Consider the following 18,450-nt stretch of genomic DNA (forward strand, 5'->3'; position numbering starts at 1 on the left):
CGTGCGGGACGCGGGCGAGACTCGATCTCGACCTCGTCGAGTGGAAGAGGGTCGCCGAGTGGAAGAGGACCAGATGACCGACAACGCCCGCGTGGCGATCGTGACCGGAGGGGCCCGCGGGATCGGTGCGGCCACCGCGCTGCGGCTGGCCCGTGACGGCCTCGCGATCGCGGTGATCGACCTGGAGGAGGCCGCGGCCAAGGCGACGGTCGACGCCATCGAGGCCGACGGCGGACGGGCCCTGGCCGTGGGCGCCGACGTGGCCGACGCCGGTCAGGTCGAGGCCGCGGTCACCCGCGTGGCCGAGGAGCTCGGCGCGCCGACCGTGCTGATCAACAACGCCGGCGTGACCCGGGACAACCTGCTGTTCAAGATGTCCGAGCTGGACTGGGACACCGTGATGGGCGTGCACCTGCGCGGCTCCTTCCTCATGGCGCGCGCGGTGCAGAAGTACATGGTGGAGCAGCGCTTCGGCCGCATCGTCAACCTGTCGAGCACGTCGGCGCTGGGCAACCGCGGCCAGGCCAACTACTCCACCGCCAAGGCCGGTCTGCAGGGCTTCACGAAGACCCTGGCGATCGAGCTCGGCAAGTTCGGCGTCACGGCCAACTGCATCGCCCCCGGCTTCATCGTCAGCGACATGACCAGGGCCACGGCCGAGCGGATCGGGGAGGACTGGGACACCTACGTGGCCGCCCGGGCCGCCCAGATCCCCGTGGCCCGCGCCGGTCAGGTCGAGGACATCGCACACACCGTCTCGTTCTTCGTGAGCGAGGGCGCGGGCTTCGTCTCCGGCCAGGTGATCTACGTGGCGGGCGGTCCGAAGGCCTGAACCGTCCCGCTCCCCGGATACTGGGCCGGTGCGTTTCATCTTCCGCCCCCCGGCCGCCCACGCGGCCGGGCTGGTGTCGTTGCCGTGGGAGCAGCCCCTCGAGGACTGGGTCGACGACCGGATCCTCGAGGTTGCCCACCGCGGCATCTCCCGGCACGTCGTGCGGTTCGTCGAGGTGGACGGGCTGGTCTACGCGCTGAAGGAGATCGACGAGCGGCTGGCCCGCAGGGAGTACCGGCTGCTCGGCGAGCTCGAGGCGATGGGCATGCCGGCGGTGTCGGTGCTCGGGGTCTGTGTGGAGCGGCCCTCGTCCGACGGCGTCCCCCAGGACGCCGTGCTGGTGACGCGGTTCCTCGACTACTCGATGTCCTACCGCTACGTCTTCTCCCACGGGCACACGAGCAGGCCCACCGACCAGCTCGTCGACGCGATGGTGGAGCTGCTCGTGCGGCTGCACCTCGCGGGCCTGTTCTGGGGCGACTGCTCGCTGTCCAACACCCTCTTCCGCCCGGACGCCGGCAGCATCGCCGCCTACCTCGTCGATGCCGAGACGGCGGAGATGCACCAGGCGCTGTCCGACGGACAGCGGCGGTTCGACATCGACTACGCGGCCGAACGGGTCGGCGGGGAGCTGTTCGACCTGCAGCACGGGGGCCTGCTGCCTGCCGACGTCGACCCGGTCGAGATCGCCGCGGAGCTGCCCCGGCGCTACAACGCGCTGTGGGAGGAGCTCACCAGGGAGGAGCGGTTCCAGCCCGACGAGCAGCGCTTCCGCGTGGCGGAGCGGGTGAACCGCATCAACGAGCTGGGCTTCGACGTCGACGAGATCGAGCTGATCACCACGCCCGACGGCACTCTGCTGCGGGTGCACACGCGGGTGGCGGAGGCGGGCAGGCACCGCGACCAGCTGTTCGCGCTCACAGGGTTGCAGGTCACCGAGAACCAGGCGCGGCGGCTGCTCAACGACCTGGTGAGCTACCGCGGCTACCTCGAGCAGAAGGAGGGCCGTCCGGTGCCGGAGACGGTGGCGGCCCACCGGTGGCGGTCGGAGGTCTACGACCGCGTGATGGCGTTCGTCCCGGAGTCGCTCGCCGACCGGCTGGCGCCCGCCGAGGTGTTCCACGAGATCCTGGAGCACCGCTGGTTCCTCTCGGAACGGGCCGGCAAGGACGTCGGCACCACGGCGGCGGCGAGGTCGTACGTGACGCGGATCCTCCCGCGCACCCCCAGCACGCTGACCGTCCTGCCCGGGGAGGACGACGCGCCCGCCGCCGTGTCGCGCCGCGCGTAGCCGCGGTGCGAACCGGGGTCAGGGGACCCGGGGGGACAGCAGCACCGCCCACGGCGGCAGGGACTCGGTTCCGGTGAGCTCGATCGGCTTCGCCGTGAGGTTGACCAGCAGGAGGCCGTCGGGGGCCCGGAACGCGAGGATCGGCAGGTTCGGCGAGTGCCCGACCGAGACGTCACCCGCTGCCAGCCGGGGCACCAGCCACTGCCAGGGCGCGGTGAGCGGGGTGGGGCGCCCGCCGTCGGACTTTGTGCTGTCGGTCCAGAGCGCGGAGAACCCCAGGTCGGCCCCCTGCGGCCCCCACAGCAGCGCGACCGACACGCCCGACTGGGCGTAGGCCGCCAGTACGGCGAGGGTGGACGCCGCGCTGGCCTGGCTCGTGGGGCCCCCGTCCTCGCCGGAGGGCACGTCCGGATAGAACTCCGCCCACCACACGGGTAGCGGGCTGCGCTGCCTGATCCAGGCGGTCAGGTCGGCGAACTTGCGCGCGGCGGCGTCCGCCGGTGCCGCGACCGTGTCGTTGCGAGTGGCCGTGCCGCCGTCCACCGCGATGAAGTCGGCGCCCACGTTGTTGGCCAGCCAGTAGTCCACCACGTCGAGGGCGCGCTGATCGGCCACGCCCCACGGGCCCCGCACGTCCGAGGAGTCGGGCGACCCGGGGTCGAGGCTGGTCATCACGACGTAGGGCCCGCCCACCTGCACGTCGGGCCGCACCGCCTTCACCGCCGTGTAGACCTTGTTGTAGAGCTCGGTGTAGCCCTCGTAGTCCCAGCGGTTCAGTGCGCTGTTGTAGAAGCCCTTGAGCTCGTTCCACACGAGCACCCGCTCGATCTGCGGGTAGCGCTGCACCGCCTGGGCCGCCAGCGCCGCGAAGTCGTCGAAGTGGGCGGGCTCGGGGGCCGTCTCCAGCTGGGACCAGTCCGTCTCGCCCGGGGCGCCGCCCTTCATCCAGTCCGGCGAGCAGCACAACGTGAGCACCGTGCGCCCGCCGGTGTCCTTCACGAGCTTCATGCGCTGGTCGAGGGTGGACCAGTCGTACTGGCCGGGTGCGGGCTCCGGGTTGAGCGTGCCGAAGCCCATCAGGTGGACGTTCTGCCAGATGGCGCCGTTGTTCTTCAGCACGGCGACGCCGCGGTCGCGCGCCTGTGCGGGCTCCTCGGGGTCGAGGCTCTCCTGCGTGTGCGTCACGCCCAGTTGGAGCGGGGCGGCCTGCTTCTTCCAGTTCCAGTCGGCACCGAGCCCGATCGCCTTCAGCGTCTCCTGTGACAGGTTCACCGGCCCCGTCGGCGCGACCGCACCGGATGAGCAGGCGACCAACGCCAGGGTGAGCGCCACCAGAACGGCGGCGAGGTGGGCACGACGCACGACGAACCTCATCCGGGGGTCAGCGAGTTGGGGAGGAGTTCGGACCCTATCGACTGCAGAGTGCCGGACCGCCGCTGTGGCCGGACTGAGAGGGGAGGCCGGCGTGATATCCACCCGGTAGGGCGCTGAGCTGCTCAGGTGTTCCGCGCCGGACGACCCGGCCGCCGACCATTACGACGATCTGGTCGAACCGGTCGAGCCTGCTCAGGTCGTGCGTGATCAAGATCATGGTGTGTCCGGTGGTCGCGGCGAGGAGGTCGTCGAGCACCGCATCGCGCGTCTCCGGGTCGAGGTGGGCGGTGGGCTCGTCGAGGACGAGCAGGTCCGGTTCGACGAGCAGCGCGCGGGCCAGCGCGAGCCGCTGCCGCATGCCGCCCGAGAGCCGGGTGCCGTGCGTGCCGACCTCGGTGTCGAGGCCGCCTGCGGCGTGGACGTCGGAGGCGAGCCGGACGCGTTCCAGCACGTCCCACAGTTCCGGGTCCGACGCGTCGGGCCGGGCGAGCCGCAGGTTCTCCCGGACGGTGCTGGTGAAGACGTGCGGGTCCTGCGGCACCCCGCTCACCCGGGCCCGCACGGTGTCCGGCTCCTGGGTGGTGATGTCGACCCCGTCGAGGAGGACGGTGCCCTCGTCCGGGTCGCGGAACCGGAACACCACGTCGGCGAGGGTGCTCTTGCCCGCCCCGCTCGGGCCCAGCACGGCGATGCGCCGTCCCGGGGGGACGTCGAGGTCGACCCCGTCGAGCGCCCACGGCTCCGCCGGCCCGTAGCGGACGCGCAGCCCGGAGATGCGCAGGCCGCGTTCCGGGAGGACCGGCCGCGCCGGCCGGACCTCGACCGCGGGTGGCGTGTCGAGAACGTCGAACAGCCGGGCGCCCGCCGCCCGTACGGCGCCCAGCCGGGCCGCCGCCCCGGGCAACGGGGCGACGATCTCGAACGCAGCGAGCGCCGTGAGCACCAGGACGGCCAGCGGTACCGCCCCGAGCGTGCCGCTCCCGACGGCGCCGACGCCCAGCAGCAGCGTGCCCCAGAGCGTCAGCCCGGCGATGAGCGCCGACGCGCCCGCCCCCAGCCCGAGCAGTCCGGCGTCGCGCCGCTCCACACGGGTGAGCTCGGCGCCGGCCTCCTCGACGCGGGCCAGCGCGGCGGGCATCGCCCCGTAGACGACGAGGTCGGGAGCGCCGTGCACCACGTCGACCACCGCGGTGGACAGCGCCGCCCTGGCGGCGGCGCGGCGGCGGCCCGGTTCGCGTCCTGCCGCCGCCGCGACCAGCGGGACGGCCAACCCGGCCAGGACCAGCCCGGCCGCGAGCAGCACGCCGCCGGGCACCAGCAGCGCCGTGGCGACGGTGACGACACCCGCCCCGGTGACGAGCGCGGCCAGCGGCGGGGTGAGGCCGCGGACGAGCAGGTCCTGCGTCGCGTCGGTGTCGCTGACCAGGCGCGTCACCAGGTCGCCGGTCCGGAAGCGGTGGATCGGCTCGGTGCGCGCCAGGCGCGCGTACACGCGTACCCGCACGTCGGCGAGCGTCCGCAGCGCGGCGTCGTGGGTGACCAGGCGCTCGAGGTAGCGGGCGAGCCCCCGGGTGACGCCGAGCGCGCGGGTGGCGACCACGGCCACGCTCAGCGCGGTGATCGGCGGGTGGGTCGCCGCGGTGGCGATGAGCCAGGCCGCCACGACGAGCAGGCCCACCCCGGCCGCGGTGGCCGTCGCGCCGGCCAGCACGCCGAGCGCGAACCGGGATCCCCGGGGGCGGGCCAGCGCGATCATGCGGGTCAGCGGTCCCCGCGTGCGTGTCATCGGGTCGCTCCCACCGGCAGTGGTGTTCCCACCGGTGCGGCGATCCGTCCGGCGTCCAGGTGGACCACCCCGTCGGCGAGGTCCGCCCAGCCGGCGTCGTGGGCGACGATCACGCCCGTGTGCCCGCTGAGCAACCGGGCCACGCCCGCGCGCACGGCCGCAGCGTTCTCCGGGTCGAGGTGAGCGGTCGGTTCGTCGAGCAGCACGATCGGGGCCACGCCGGCGTCGCCCTCCTGCGCGGTCTCCTGGCGAAGGAACGCCCTGGCCAGTGCGATGCGCTGGCCCTGACCGGCCGACAGCCTGCTGCCGCGCTCGCCGAGCCGGGTCGCGTAGCCGTCGGGGAGGGCGGCGATCAGCTCCTCGGCCTCGGCCAGCCGGGCGGCCCGGCGCACGGCTGCGTCGGAGGCCTCGGGGGCGCCGAGGCGGATGTTGTCGGCCACCGACGCGTCGAACAGGTAGGGCCGCTGCGGCACCCACGCGATCCGGCGCCGCCACTCCTGCGCGGGCACGTCCCGCAGGTCGACGGGCTCCTCGCCCGGTGCGCCGACCGTGATCCACCCCGCGGTCGGCTCGGTGAACCGCAGCAGCAGCGACAGCAGGCTCGTCTTGCCCGCCCCGCTGCGCCCCGTGACGAGCACGGTGGCACCCGGCCGCAGGGTCAGGTCCACTCCGGCCAGTGCGGGCTCCGACCGTCCGGGATGGACGAGACCGACGTCGTGGAAGCGGATCTCGGGAGCGGGCCCGGGCCGTGCCGCAGTTCCGGGCGACTCGCGCGCGGGAACCGGGCGACTCGCGGGAAGTACCCGCGAGTCGCCCGGTTCGGGGGTGTGAGTCGCCCCGGTCCGGGGGCGCTCCAGCGCCGCGAAGACCTGCTCGGCGGCGGCCAGTCCCTCGGTGCTGGCGTGGAAGCGCGCGCCCACCTCGCGCAGCGGCAGGTAGGCCTCCGGCGCGAGGATCAGCACGAGCAGGGCGGTCTCCAGGCCGAGGTGGCCGTAGAGCAGCCGCAGCCCGACCTCCACGGCGACGAGTGCCACGGCGAGCGTGGCGAGCAGTTCGAGCACGAAGGCCGACAGGAACGCCACCCGCAGCGTCCCCATCGTCGCGGTGCGGTGCTCCTCGGTGACGCGCCGGATCAGCGCGGCCTCGGACTTCGCCCGGCGGAACAGCGCCAGCGTCGGCAGGCCCTCGACGACGTCGAGGAAGTGGCCGCCGAGCCGCTCCAGCAGCCGCCACTGCCGGCGCGTGCGGGCTTGGGTGTGCCAGCCCACGAGCGCCATGAACAGCGGGATCAGCGGCAGGGTCAGCGCGATCACCAGCGCGGAGAGCCAGTCGGCCCGCACCACCACCACGAGGACGGCCGCCGGCACGAGCACGGCCAGCACGAGCTGGGGCAGGTAGCGGGCGACGTAGTCGTCGAGGGCGTCCAGGCCCCGCGTGGCGAGCGTGACGAGCTCGCCCGCGTCGGCCGTCGTGGGGTCGCCGCCCGCGACGTGCCGGACGAGGCGCCTGCGCAGGTCGGACTTCACCACGGCCGCGCTGCGCAGGGCCATCGTCTCCGCGCCCGCGGACAGGGCCGCGCGGGCCAGCGCCACGAGCGCGACGGCGCCGACGGTGCCCGCGAGCGCCTGCGCGCCGATCCCCGCGCCCGCTCCGGCCACGGCGCGGGCCACCAGCCAGGCCTGCAGCAGGATCAGCCCCGTGGCGGCGGCGCCGCAGGTGACCGTGACCGCCAGGTGCACGCGCACCGCGCGGGTGGTGCGGACCAGCCGGGGGTCGAGGGGTCTCATGCGACGTGCGCCCTGGTCACCCGGCGCCGGAACACCCAGTAGCTCCACGACTGGTAGGCGATCACCACGGGCAGGAACACCGCGCCGATCCAGCTCAGCACCCCCAGCGTGTAGGGCCTCGACGCGGCGTTCGCGATCGTGAGGTCGAACGCCGGGCTGACGAGCGACGGGAGCACGGCCGGGAAGAGCGAGCCGAACAGCGTGGCCGTGAACGCCGCGACACCGACGGCCGTGGCCGTGAACGCCCAGCCCTCCCGGCGGCGCAGCGCGAGGACGACCCCGGCGAGCACGGCGGCGACCGTGACGACGGCCGGCACCGCCGGCACGCCGTGCGCGGTGCCGGTCCACAGCAGGAACCCGGTCAGGGCCACCAGCGCGACGGGGCCTGCCGTGCGCGCCGTGACGCCGGCGCGGTGGCGGACCGGGCCGTCGGTCTTGAGCGCGAGGAACACCGCGCCGTGCAGCACGAACAGCGTCAGGGTGGTGAGCCCGCCGAGCAGCGCGTACGGGCTCAGCAGGTCGACCAGCCGCGAGGTCACCACGGCGTCGGGGCCGAGCTCGACGCCGCGGACGATGTTGGCGAACACGACGCCCCACAGGAACGCGGGCACGGCGCTGCCCGCGATGATCGCGGCGTCCCAGCGGGCGCGCCAGCGGGCGTCGTCCACCTTCCCGCGGTACTCGAACGCCACGCCGCGGCCGATGAGGGCCAGGATGATCAGCAGCAGCGGGAGGTAGAACCCGCTCAGCGTGGCGGCGTACCAGACCGGGAACGCCGCGAACATGGCGCCGACCGCGGTGATCAGCCAGACCTCGTTGCCGTCCCAGACCGGGCCGATCGCGTTGATGACCACGCGCCGGTCGGCCTCCCGCTCGGCGGGGTCGGTGCCCCTGCTGAGCGCGGGAAGCAGCATCCCGACGCCGAAGTCGAAGCCCTCGAGCACGAAGTAGCCGGTCCAGAGCACCGCGATGGCGACGAACCAGATGGTCGGGAGATCCATGACTCTCCTCGTCGCTTGCTAGTAGGTGAACGCCGCAACGGCGTCGGGCTCGCGCTCGCCCTCGCCCGGGTAGGGCATGACGTGGCCGGGACCGGCCTTCAGGTAGCGCCACATGAGCCGGGCCTCGACCACCGCGAGCGTCCCGTAGAGCGCGGTGAAGGCGGACAGCGAGAACGCCACCTCGCCCAGGCTCACCCCCGGCGAGACGCTGGCGGCCGTGAGCAGCTCGCCGACCACCGTCCAGGGCTGGCGGCCCATCTCGGTGAGCACCCAGCCGAAGATGTTGCCCACCATCGCGGCGGGCAGGGCCGCCATCGCCACGCGGTACATCCAGCGCTGCTCGGGCAGGGCACCGCGGCGGGTGAGCCACAGCCCGAGGACGCCGATCCCCACACCGGCCATGCCGAGGCCCATCATCAGGCGGAACGACCAGTAGATCACCGGGATGTTCGGCGTGTAGTCACCCGGGCCGAACTGCTGCTGGTAGTGCTGCTGCAGGTCGTTGATGCCCTGGACCTCGCCTGCGGGGGAGCCGGTGGCGAGGAAGCTCAGGACGTAGGGCACCTGCACGTCGATGATGTTCTGTCCCATGCCGACCTCGCCCAGCGAGTGGTCACCGACGGCGAAGAGCGAGAACCCGGCGGCGTCCTCGGTGTTCCACAGCGCCTCGGCGGAGGCGAGCTTCATCGGCTCGTACTGCGCCGCGAGCTTGGCCTGGTGGTCGCCGGAGTAGACGACGACGGCCCCGGCGATCACGGTGGTGAGCAGCCCGGCGCGCAGGGTCCGGCGGAACATCCCGGGCTCGCTCGCGTGGGGGGCCGTGTCGCGGTGCAGGAGCTTGTAGGCGCTCACCGCCACCACGAACAGGCCGGCCACGACGAACGAGGCGGAGACGACGTGCAGGTAGGTCGACCAGGCCTGGGAGTTGGTGAGCACGGCCCCGATGTCGGTGAGGTGCGCCCTCTTGGTGGCCGGGTCGACGGCGAACCCGACCGGGTGCCGCATCCAGGCGTTGGCGGCGAGGATGAAGTAGGCCGACAGGTTGGAGCCGATCGCGGCCGCCCAGATCGTCGCCAGGTGCACCCGGCGCGACAGCCGGTCCCACCCGAAGATCCACAGGCCCAGGAACGTGGACTCCAGGAAGAACGCCAGCAGCGCCTCCAGCGCCAGCGGGGCGCCGAAGACGTCCCCGACAAAAGTGGAGTAGGCGCTCCAGTTCATTCCGAACTGGAACTCCTGGACGATGCCGGTGACCACGCCCATGGCGAAGTTGATCAGGAAGAGCTTGCCGAAGAACTTCGTGGCGCGCAGGTACTCGGTGTTCCCGGTGCGGTGCCAGGCCGTCTGGAGGACGGCCACGACGACCGAGAGGCCGATCGTCAGTGGCACGAACAGGAAGTGATAGATCGTCGTGATCCCGAACTGCCAGCGGGCCAGGTCCAGGGCGTCCACGCGCAGCCTCCGCTCGCCGAACTTCTACGTACTGTAGTAGTTCTACAGTACGTAGAAAACGGCGCTGCGGAGAGGTGTTCCTGATCTCCTTTTTGCCCTGTCGGGCCGCTGCCGGTCGGTAGGGGTCAGGCGGTCTGCAGATGGGCGAACTGGCGCCCCGCCTCGTTCTCCACCATCACCGACGCCACCTGGTCGGGCGCGATGATCGCGGAGCCGTGGAGGGTCACGCCCTCCTTCCAGCCCGTCGGAGGCACGAGCCAGCTCCCGGCCACCTGGCGGCTGCCGTCGCGGGCCACCACCACCAGGCGGCAGCGCTCACCCGCCGGGATCCCCTGCACCGTGGCGCTGACGCGCACCCATCCCGTGGCGGGGGTCAGCATCGCCGTCATCACCACCCCGTCGGGCCCGGTGCCCGTGAGCACCTGCGCATCGGTGGGTACCTCGGCCGGCGCGGGTGCGGCGATCACCGTCGGGGGGCCGGCGGTGGTCCGGCCGAGCGCGACCCCGCCGCCGAGCACGACGGCCATGCCGACGACGCTCGCGGCCACGAGCGACAGCCGCTTGCGCCGTCGTTGCGAACCGACCTCGGACCGAATCTGGCGCAAGGTGCGTTGCAGCACCAGGTCGCCGTCGGGCGGCCCGTCGAGGAACACCTCCGGCGGTACCTCGTCGAGCAGGTCGGTCATCTCGCGCAACTCCTCCCACTCGTGATGGCACTCGCGGCACGAGGCCAGGTGCTCCTCCACCGCGTGTGCCTGTTCGGGGGTGAGGAGACCGAGGACGTAAGCCCCCAGCTCCTCACGGTCGTGCGGTCTGTAGGCGTGGGTCATGCCGGCACCTCGTCCCCTGCCGTGTCCCGGGTGGTGAGACGCTCCCGGAGAGCCCGGAGCGCGTAGTAGGACCGCGACTTGACCGTGCCCGCCGGGATGCCGAGCGCAGTGGCCGCCTCCCCGAGGCTGCGCCCCTGGAAGTAGATCTGGTCTAGCACGCCGCGGTGGTCCTCGGAGAGCTCCTCGAGAGCGGCCAGCACGGTGACGGACGTGGCGACGCGGTCGGCGTGGTCACGCTGGATCGGCGGGGTGTCCGGACTCTCCGGCACCTCCGGTGGCCGGGCCGCTCTGGCCCGGATCCGGTCGGTGACGATGTTGCGCGCCACCGTCAGCAGCCACCCACGCGTGGAACCCCGGCCGTTGGCCACCACCTCGGGGTGGCGCCAGACCCGGATCAGCGTCTCCTGCACGACGTCCTCGGCGGCGCCGCGGTCGCCGGTGAGCCGGGTGGCGTAGGCGAGCAGCGCACGCCCGTGTTCCTGGTAGACGGCATGCACCAAGGCCTCGTCACGTGCGCGAGGTCGTACGTCGGGCATGTTCCAGGCTCCCTGGGACGGCGGACGGATGCGGCACCTGATGGAGCCACACCTACTGATGGCACGTGTCGCAGACGCGGGAGGTTCAGTGCGCCCTTGTCAGTGGTTACGCAAAATATCCGATTGAACCGTTTCGGTCCGCGTGCCGTGTGCAGAGTGACCATGGTCCGGCAGCAGGCCGGGCTCCGACCCTCACGGGGAGAACATGAAGAGCTACGCGCCCCTGGTGACGCTGGCCGCGGTCGTCGCACTCGGCGCCGGATTCCTCGTCGCCAACACGATGAGCCAGAGGGCTGCCACCGAGACGTCAACGGCCGCACTGGTCGACCCGACGGCGGGGGACACCGCGCCGTCCACCGTCGTCGACCTGGGCCGGCTCGCACCGCAAGCCGCGCCCGAGGCCGCCCCGAAGGCCGGGTCCGACGCCGCTGCGGCCCCGGCGGTCGCCGAGAAGGCCTACGCGGGCTGGACCTCGGGCCGGGAGCTGTCGGTGGCCATCGCGGTGAAGGACGGCCGCGCGGTCGGGTACGTGTGCGACGGCGCCGCGACGGAGGCCTGGCTCGAAGGCGTCCTGTCGGGCGACCAGCTGTCGCTCACGAGCAAGGACGGCGCGACGACGATCACCGGCACCGCGAACGAGGCCTCGTCGGCGGGCACCGTGACCGCGGGCGGGCAGGAGTGGTCGTTCGAGGCCGAGGGCGTCGCGGCACCCGCAGGGCTCTACGAGGGACGGGCCGACGTCCGCGGCGTGGCCACCCGCGTCGGCTGGGTCGTCACCGGCGACGGCGAGGTGACCGGCGTGGCGTCCGCGGCGGGGGAGCGGCGACCCGCGCCCGTGCTCGACCCCGCCCGGCCGGGTGCCGTCGTGCTCGACGGGGTGCCCGTCGAGGTGACGTCGCTCGACGGCGGCTCCGCGGTGATCCGGCGATGAGCGAGCGTGCGAGCGAATCATTGTCACAGCGCCTGCGCGAAGCGCCGGCCGAGCGCAGCGAGGGCGTGCGATGAGCGAGCGTGCGAGCGAGTCGGTGTCACAGCGCCTGCGCGAAGCGCCGGCCGAGCGCAGCGAGGGTGAGCGATGAGTGAGCGTGCGAGCGAGTCGGTGTCACAGCGCCTGCGCGCTGTGACGGCTCCCGATGGGCCGGCCGAGCGCAGCGAGGGCGTGCGATGAGCGCAACGATGCCCGCCTCGCATGCGGCCCGCCGTCGCCCCGGCCCCGGAGGGGTCCTGGTGTGCGGCGCCGTCGGCTCGCTGGTCGCCGTCGGGCTCGGCGTGTACGGCCGGGTGCACGAGCCCACCTTCTTCGCGATCAACCTGGCCGGTTTCTCCAGCGGCCTCGCGGTGAAGTCCTGGCTCGCCACCGTGGCGTTCCTGCTGGTACTGGTGCAGCTCGGCTCGGCGATGGTGATGTACGGGCGGATCCGCAGCATTGCGCCCGGACCCTGGGTCGCGGCCCTGCACCGCTGGTCAGGACGGGTGGCGGTGCTGGTCACCGTGCCGGTCGCGGTGCACTGCCTCTACGCTCTGGGGTTCCAGACGGGCTCGATGCGCACGCTTCTGCATTCGCTCTTCGGGTGCTTCTTCTACGGGACCTTCGTCACGAAGATGTTGCTCCTACAAAGGTCACACGTCCCACGATGGAGCCTGCCGTTGCTCGGAGGGATGGTCTTCACGGCCATGACCGCCCTCTGGCTGACCTCCTCGGTGTGGTTCTTCACCACATCGGGACTGACCTTCTGAGGAGATGCTCGTGCACGCGAACCTGACCACCCCGGCCCTCTCCCGGCGCGCGGTCGTCGTCGGTGGCTGCAGCGCTGCCTGCGTGGCCGCGCTGGCCGCCTGCAGCAGCTACGGCTCGGGCGGCGCGCCTGCCCCGGCCCCGGCGCCGGCTCCGGCACCCACCGGCGCGCCGGGCGCGGCCCCGTCGGGAGCAGCCCCGTCGGGGGGAGCCACCGGCACGGCGCTCACCAGCACCTCCGACGTCCCGGTCGGCGGCGGCACCATCTTCGCCGACCAGCAGGTCGTGGTGACCCAGCCGACGGCAGGCGAGTTCAAGGCGTTCTCCGCGATCTGTACCCACCAGGGCTGCACGGTGTCGCAGGTGGCCGACGGCACGATCGACTGCCCGTGCCACGGGAGCCGCTTCGCGGTCGCGGACGGCTCGGTGGTGCGTGGGCCGGCCGCGTCCCCGCTGCCGGCGAAGAACATCACGGTGGAGGGCACCTCGATCGTCCTGGCCTGACCTGGTCCGGTGTCCCGCGTCACGCGCTCGGGGCGGGCTCAGCGCCGCCTCCGCACTAGACTCCTGCCGACCTGGCCCGTGCACGGCGCGGTGGCCGCGGGGCGGCGGAGGAGTCGCAGTGGTGATCATGGCGGTACTGCTCATCGCAGTGGTGATCGAGGCGGGGCCGATCGAGGCTGAGCCGGCGACGAGCGCGGCGGACCGATGAACACGGCGAAGGTCGACAGCGGGGCGCTGGCCGCCGACGCACCGGCCGAGCCGGAGGACCTGGTGCTGGCGGGGGAGTTTCCCGCCGCCCCGCGGGACGCGTGGGTGCGCCTCGTGGACCAGGTCGTGGGCAAGGCCGGCCTGCTCGCCGCGGTGCCCGGCAGCGGTGCCGCCTCGCCGGGGGCCGGCGTCGAGAGGCTCACCCGGCGCAGTCCCGACGGCATCCGCGTGCTGCCGCTCTACACCGCCGAGGACGCGCCCGCGGCCGACATCGGCGTGCCGGGCGCGGCGCCGTTCGTCCGGGGGTCGGGCAGGAACGGCGCGGCCCCCGACGGGTGGGACGTCCGGCAGCGCGTCGCCGAGCCCGACGCGCGGCTCGCCCGCGAGGCGGTGCAGGCCGATCTGGAGAACGGCGTGCGGTCGATCTGGCTCGCCCTGGGCGAGGGGGGCAGTGCGGTCGCGGACCTGCCGGCCGTGCTCGCCGACGTGCGTCTCGATCTCGCTCCCGTGGTCCTCGACGCCGCGGCCGCTCCCGCCGACGCGGAGACCGACGCCGCGCACGCGTTCCTCGCGTTCGCCGCCGAGCAGGGGGTCGGGCCGGCCGAGCTGCTCGGCACGCTCGGCCTCGACCCCGTCGGGCGCCGCGCACGCACCGGGGACGGCCCGGACGTCGCCACGGTGGTGCCGCTCGCCCGGCACGTCGCCGCGGAGTTCCCCCAGGTCCGCGCGATCGTGGTGGACGCGCTGCCCGTGCACGGTGCCGGCGCGTCCGACGCGCAGGAGCTGGGCTGGTCGCTCGCGGCGGGCCTGGAGTACCTGCGGGTGCTCACCGCCGCCGGGGCCGACGGGGTCGGCGCCGGGCTCGACCTGCCCACCGCGGCGCGGCTGCTGGAGTTCCGCTACGCCGCCACCGCGGAGCAGTTCCCGACCATCGCGAAGCTGCGCGCCGCGCGGCGCCTCTGGGCGCGCGTCACGGAGGTCTGCGGCTCGCCGCAGCCGCAGCGCCAGCACGCGGTCGGCTCGCCCACGATGCTCACCCGGCGCGACCCGTACGGGAACCTGCTGCGCGGCACCGTCGCCGGCTTCGCGGCGGGCGTGGGCGGCGCCGACGCCGTCACGGTGGTGCCGTTCGACGCCGCGCTCGGTGCCCCCGAGCCGTTCTCCCGGCGGATCGCGCGCAACACCCAGGCGCTGCTCGTGGAGGAGGCGCACCTGGCCAGGGTGATCGACCCCGCCGGTGGCTCCTGGTACGTCGAGTCCCTGACCGCCGAGCTGGCGAGGGCGGCCTGGGCGTTCTTCCAGGACGTCGAGGCCGAGGGCGGGGCGCTCGCCGCGCTCGACTCCGGGTTCGTCGCGGAGCAGGTCGCCGTGGTCCGCGGGCGCCGGCTGGCCGACGTCGCCACGCGCCGGGCTCCCGTCACCGGGGTGAGCGAGTTCGCCGATCCGGCCGAGAAGCCGGTGCGGCGCCGTCCGCTGCCCGAGCAGCCGGGCGGCGGCCTGCCGTGGTTCCGCCCGGCCCAGCCCTATGAGGCCTACCGGGACCGGTCCGACGCGCGGCTCGCGGCCACCGGCTCCCGCCCGCGCGCGTTCCTCGCCACCCTCGGGCCACTCGCGGCCTACACCACCCGGGCCGGCTTCGCCCGCAACCTGCTGCAGGCCGGGGGGATCGAGGTCGTGGAGGCCGGGTCCACCGAGACCGCCGACGAGGTGGCCGCCGCGTTCATCGCGTCCGGCATCCCGGTGGCGGTGCTCTGCTCCACCGACGCGGTCTACGGCGAGCGCGGGGCGGAGACGGTGGTGGCGCTGCGTGAGGTGGGCGCCCGGCAGGTGCTCCTCGCCGGGAGGACCGGGGTCCCCGGCGTCGACGGCACGCTCCACGCCGGCGTCGATGCGCTCGACGTGATCGAGTCCGTTTATGCGGCTCAGGAGGACGTGCGATGAACCTTCCCGACTTCACCCAGGTCCCCCTGGAGAGCGACGCGACCCCCGCCGCGGACTGGGACGGAGACGTGCCGGCCTGGGACGCGCCGGAGGGCATCGCGGTGAAGCCGCTGTACACGGCGGCGGACCTTGCCGACGTGGACTTCCTCGGCACGTACCCGGGGATCGCGCCGTACCTGCGCGGGCCCTACCCGACGATGTACACGACCCAGCCGTGGACGATCCGGCAGTACGCGGGGTTCTCCACGGCGACGGAGTCGAACGCGTTCTACCGGCGCAACCTCGCCGCCGGGCAGAAGGGGCTGTCGATCGCGTTCGACCTGGCCACCCACCGCGGCTACGACTCCGACCACCCACGCGTGGCGGGCGACGTCGGGATGGCGGGCGTGGCGATCGACTCCATCTACGACATGCGCAGGTTGTTCGAGGGCATCCCGCTCGGCGACATGTCGGTGTCGATGACGATGAACGGCGCCGTGCTGCCGGTGCTCGCCCTCTACATCGTGGCGGCGGAGGAGCAGGGCGTCCCGCACGACAAGCTGACGGGGACCATCCAGAACGACATCCTCAAGGAGTTCATGGTCCGCAACACCTACATCTACCCGCCGCAGCCGTCGATGCAGATCATCTCCGACATCTTCTCGTTCACCTCGCGGGAGATGCCGCGGTTCAACTCGATCTCCATCTCGGGCTACCACATCCAGGAGGCGGGGGCGACCAACGATCTGGAGCTCGCCTACACCCTCGCCGACGGCGTGGAGTACCTGCGGGCCGGGCTCGACGCGGGGCTGTCGATCGACCGGTTCGCCCCGCGCCTGTCGTTCTTCTGGGCGAACGGCATGAACTTCTTCATGGAGGTCGCCAAGCTGCGGGCCGCCCGCCTGCTCTGGGCGAAGCTCGTGAAGCAGTTCTCGCCGCAGAACGAGAAGTCGCTGTCGCTGCGCACCCACTGCCAGACCTCGGGGTGGTCGCTCACGGCGCAGGACGTCTACAACAACGTGATCCGCACCTGCATCGAGGCGATGGCCGCAACGCAGGGCCACACCCAGAGCCTGCACACCAACGCGCTGGACGAGGCGCTCGCGCTGCCCACCGACTTCTCCGCGCGGATCGCCCGCAACACGCAGCTGCTGCTGCAGCAGGAGTCGGGCACCACGAAGGTCATCGACCCGTGGGGCGGCAGCTACTACGTCGAGCGGCTCACCTACGACCTGGCGCGGCGGGCGTGGGCGCACATCCAGGAGGTGGAGAAGGCGGGCGGGATGGCGCAGGCGATCGACGCCGGCATCCCCAAGCTGCGGGTGGAGGAGGCCGCGGCGCGCACGCAGGCGCGCATCGACTCCGGCCGCCAGCCGGTGATCGGCGTGAACAAGTATGTGGTCGCCCAGGACGAGGACGTCGAGGTCCTGAAGGTCGACAACGCGGGGGTCCGGCGCGAGCAGCTGGAGCAGCTGCGGCGGCTGCGCGAGGAACGTGACTCGCGCGCGGTCGACGCGGCGTTGCAGGCGCTGACGAACGCGGCAGCGTCGATCGCGGAGGGCTCGCCGCGCGGCGACGAGCAGAACCTGCTGGCCCTGTCGGTGAACGCGGCCCGGGCGAAGGCCACCGTCGGGGAGATCTCCGACGCGCTGGAGAAGGTGTTCGGGCGCCACGCCGGTCAGGTCCGCATCATCTCCGGTGTGTACTCCGAGGAGGCCGGGTCGAGCCCGGCGATCGAGCGGGCCCGCGAGCTGGTGGCCGAGTTCGCGGCCGACGAGGGGCGCCAGCCGCGCATCCTCGTCGCGAAGATGGGGCAGGACGGGCACGACCGCGGCCAGAAGGTGATCGCCACGGCCTTCGCCGACCTCGGGTTCGACGTCGACGTGGGCCCGTTGTTCCAGACCCCGGGCGAGGTGGCCCGGCAGGCGGTGGAGGCCGACGTGCACGTCGTCGGCGTCAACTCGCTCGCCGCGGGGCACCTCACGCTGGTGCCCGAGCTGCGCGACGAGCTGGCGAAGCTCGACCGCGCCGACATCATGGTCGTGGTGGGCGGGGTGATCCCGCCTGCCGACTACCCCGCCCTGCGGGAGGCCGGCGCCGCTGCGGTGTTCGGGCCGGGCACGGTGATCGCGGAGGCCGCGGCGGACCTGCTGCAGAAGCTCGCAGCCGCGCACAGCTGAGGTCGTCGCCGGAGCTCGGGAGGAGGGCCGTGGCCCGCGAGATCGATGTGCCCGCGCTGGTGAAGGGCGTGCTCGGCGGGTCACGGGCCGTGCTGGCGCGCGCGATCACCCTCGTGGAGTCGCACCGTCCCGACCACCGCCAGGCGGCGCAGCAGCTGCTCATGGAGCTGCCGGTGACCTCCGGTTCCCGGCGGGTGGGCATCACCGGGGTGCCCGGCGTCGGGAAGTCGACGTTCATCGAGCGGCTCGGCACCCGGCTCACCGGCGCGGGCCACCGGGTGGCGGTGCTGGCCGTCGACCCGTCCTCCACCCGGACCAAGGGCTCCATCCTGGGCGACAAGACGCGGATGGCCGCCCTGGCCGTCGACGAGAACGCGTTCATCCGGCCCTCGCCCAGCGCGGGGACGCTCGGCGGGGTGGCGCGTGCCACCCGGGAGACGATCGTCCTGATGGAGGCGGCCGGGTACGACGTCGTGCTGGTGGAGACGGTGGGTGTCGGCCAGTCCGAGGTGGCCGTGGCCGCGATGGTCGACACGTTCCTGCTGCTCACGATGGCCCGCACCGGTGACTCCCTGCAGGGGATCAAGAAGGGCATCCTGGAGCTCGCCGACGTCGTCGCGGTCAACAAGGCCGACGGCCCGCACGAGAAGGAGGCCGCAGCGGCGGCCCGTGAGCTGACCGGCGCACTGCGGCTCGTCACGCCGGCAGGCGCGTCCTGGCAGCCGAAGGTGCTGGCGTGCAGCGCTCAGTCCGGCACCGGCATGGCCGAGGTGTGGGCGGCGGTGGAGGAGCACCGCGCCACCCTCGAGGAGTCCGGCGCGCTGGCCCGGCGGCGCGCCGACCAGCAGGTGCAGTGGATGTGGACGATGGTGCGCGACCAGCTGATGGACCGGCTGCACGCCGACCCGCAGGTGCGCGCGGCGATCCCCGCGCTGGAAGGTGACGTGCGCGCGGGCGGCCTCACCCCCACGCTGGGGGCGCAGGAGATCATGAACCTGCTGGGTCTCTGAGAGGG

Annotated in this window: 15 protein-coding genes; 8 read left to right on the top strand and 7 right to left on the bottom strand. The window is 73.3% G+C overall.

What is annotated here, in order from left to right; translation table 11 throughout:
- Positions 1 to 73: 73 nt before the first annotated feature.
- Entirely contained in the window at positions 74 to 832 is a 759-nt protein-coding gene (gene fabG, locus ACQPZA_RS17440; protein ID WP_433282327.1) for a 3-oxoacyl-ACP reductase FabG, read from the top strand.
- A gap of 28 nt (positions 833 to 860) precedes the next feature.
- A complete protein-coding gene (locus ACQPZA_RS17445) occupies positions 861 to 2,123 on the top strand; it encodes a DUF4032 domain-containing protein (protein WP_433282328.1) in 1,263 nt (420 codons plus the stop codon).
- Positions 2,124 to 2,141: 18 nt separating this feature from the next.
- Here the strand turns inward: ACQPZA_RS17445 and ACQPZA_RS17450 are convergent, their stop codons facing one another.
- From ACQPZA_RS17450 to ACQPZA_RS17480, 7 genes are all read right to left on the bottom strand, one after another.
- The gene (locus ACQPZA_RS17450; RefSeq protein WP_433282330.1) at positions 2,142 to 3,485 is read right to left on the bottom strand and encodes a GH39 family glycosyl hydrolase; all 1,344 of its coding nucleotides are present in this window, start codon (positions 3,483 to 3,485) and stop codon (positions 2,142 to 2,144) included.
- 46 nt (positions 3,486 to 3,531) lie between these two features.
- On the bottom strand, positions 3,532 to 5,283 hold the full coding sequence (gene cydC, locus ACQPZA_RS17455; protein WP_433282332.1) for a thiol reductant ABC exporter subunit CydC: 1,752 nt from the start codon (positions 5,281 to 5,283) through the stop codon (positions 3,532 to 3,534).
- Positions 5,280 to 7,070 carry a thiol reductant ABC exporter subunit CydD gene (gene cydD, locus ACQPZA_RS17460; RefSeq protein WP_433282334.1) on the bottom strand — a complete coding sequence of 597 codons (1,791 nt, stop codon included), beginning with the start codon at positions 7,068 to 7,070 and terminating at the stop codon, positions 5,280 to 5,282. The genes cydC and cydD overlap by 4 nt, the downstream gene beginning before the upstream one ends.
- Positions 7,067 to 8,071 (bottom strand): cytochrome d ubiquinol oxidase subunit II, encoded by a 1,005-nt coding sequence (gene cydB, locus ACQPZA_RS17465; RefSeq protein WP_433282335.1) that lies wholly within the window; start codon positions 8,069 to 8,071, stop codon positions 7,067 to 7,069. The genes cydD and cydB overlap by 4 nt, the downstream gene beginning before the upstream one ends.
- An 18-nt stretch (positions 8,072 to 8,089) precedes the next feature.
- Complete coding sequence (locus ACQPZA_RS17470; protein WP_433282337.1) at positions 8,090 to 9,523, bottom strand: cytochrome ubiquinol oxidase subunit I; 1,434 nt, start codon at positions 9,521 to 9,523, stop codon at positions 8,090 to 8,092.
- 125 nt (positions 9,524 to 9,648) lie between these two features.
- The gene (locus ACQPZA_RS17475) at positions 9,649 to 10,353 is read right to left on the bottom strand and encodes an anti-sigma factor family protein (protein ID WP_433282338.1); all 705 of its coding nucleotides are present in this window, start codon (positions 10,351 to 10,353) and stop codon (positions 9,649 to 9,651) included.
- The gene (locus tag ACQPZA_RS17480) at positions 10,350 to 10,889 is read right to left on the bottom strand and encodes a sigma-70 family RNA polymerase sigma factor (RefSeq protein WP_169398615.1); all 540 of its coding nucleotides are present in this window, start codon (positions 10,887 to 10,889) and stop codon (positions 10,350 to 10,352) included. Before ACQPZA_RS17480 ends, ACQPZA_RS17475 begins: the two co-directional genes overlap by 4 nt.
- A gap of 205 nt (positions 10,890 to 11,094) precedes the next feature.
- On the opposite strand from ACQPZA_RS17480, the gene ACQPZA_RS17485 reads away from it, so the two are divergent.
- From ACQPZA_RS17485 to meaB, 6 genes are all read left to right on the top strand, one after another.
- On the top strand, positions 11,095 to 11,820 hold the full coding sequence (locus tag ACQPZA_RS17485; protein ID WP_433282340.1) for a hypothetical protein: 726 nt from the start codon (positions 11,095 to 11,097) through the stop codon (positions 11,818 to 11,820).
- A 245-nt stretch (positions 11,821 to 12,065) separates the two neighbouring features.
- On the top strand, positions 12,066 to 12,626 hold the full coding sequence (locus ACQPZA_RS17490; protein ID WP_246267278.1) for a DUF6529 family protein: 561 nt from the start codon (positions 12,066 to 12,068) through the stop codon (positions 12,624 to 12,626).
- Between the two features lie 4 nt (positions 12,627 to 12,630).
- Positions 12,631 to 13,128: a Rieske (2Fe-2S) protein gene (locus ACQPZA_RS17495; protein WP_433282342.1), complete on the top strand. Its 498-nt coding sequence runs from the start codon at positions 12,631 to 12,633 to the stop codon at positions 13,126 to 13,128.
- A 204-nt stretch (positions 13,129 to 13,332) separates the two neighbouring features.
- A complete protein-coding gene (locus tag ACQPZA_RS17500) occupies positions 13,333 to 15,276 on the top strand; it encodes a methylmalonyl-CoA mutase family protein (protein WP_433282343.1) in 1,944 nt (647 codons plus the stop codon).
- On the top strand, positions 15,273 to 17,435 hold the full coding sequence (gene scpA / locus ACQPZA_RS17505; RefSeq protein ID WP_433282345.1) for a methylmalonyl-CoA mutase: 2,163 nt from the start codon (positions 15,273 to 15,275) through the stop codon (positions 17,433 to 17,435). The genes ACQPZA_RS17500 and scpA overlap by 4 nt, the downstream gene beginning before the upstream one ends.
- Before the next feature lie 29 nt (positions 17,436 to 17,464).
- The gene (gene meaB / locus ACQPZA_RS17510) at positions 17,465 to 18,445 is read left to right on the top strand and encodes a methylmalonyl Co-A mutase-associated GTPase MeaB (protein WP_169398610.1); all 981 of its coding nucleotides are present in this window, start codon (positions 17,465 to 17,467) and stop codon (positions 18,443 to 18,445) included.
- The last annotated feature ends 5 nt before the right edge of the window (positions 18,446 to 18,450 follow it).

Source organism: Pseudonocardia xinjiangensis (genome assembly GCF_050948425.1).
Taxonomy (GTDB): domain Bacteria; phylum Actinomycetota; class Actinomycetes; order Mycobacteriales; family Pseudonocardiaceae; genus Pseudonocardia; species Pseudonocardia xinjiangensis.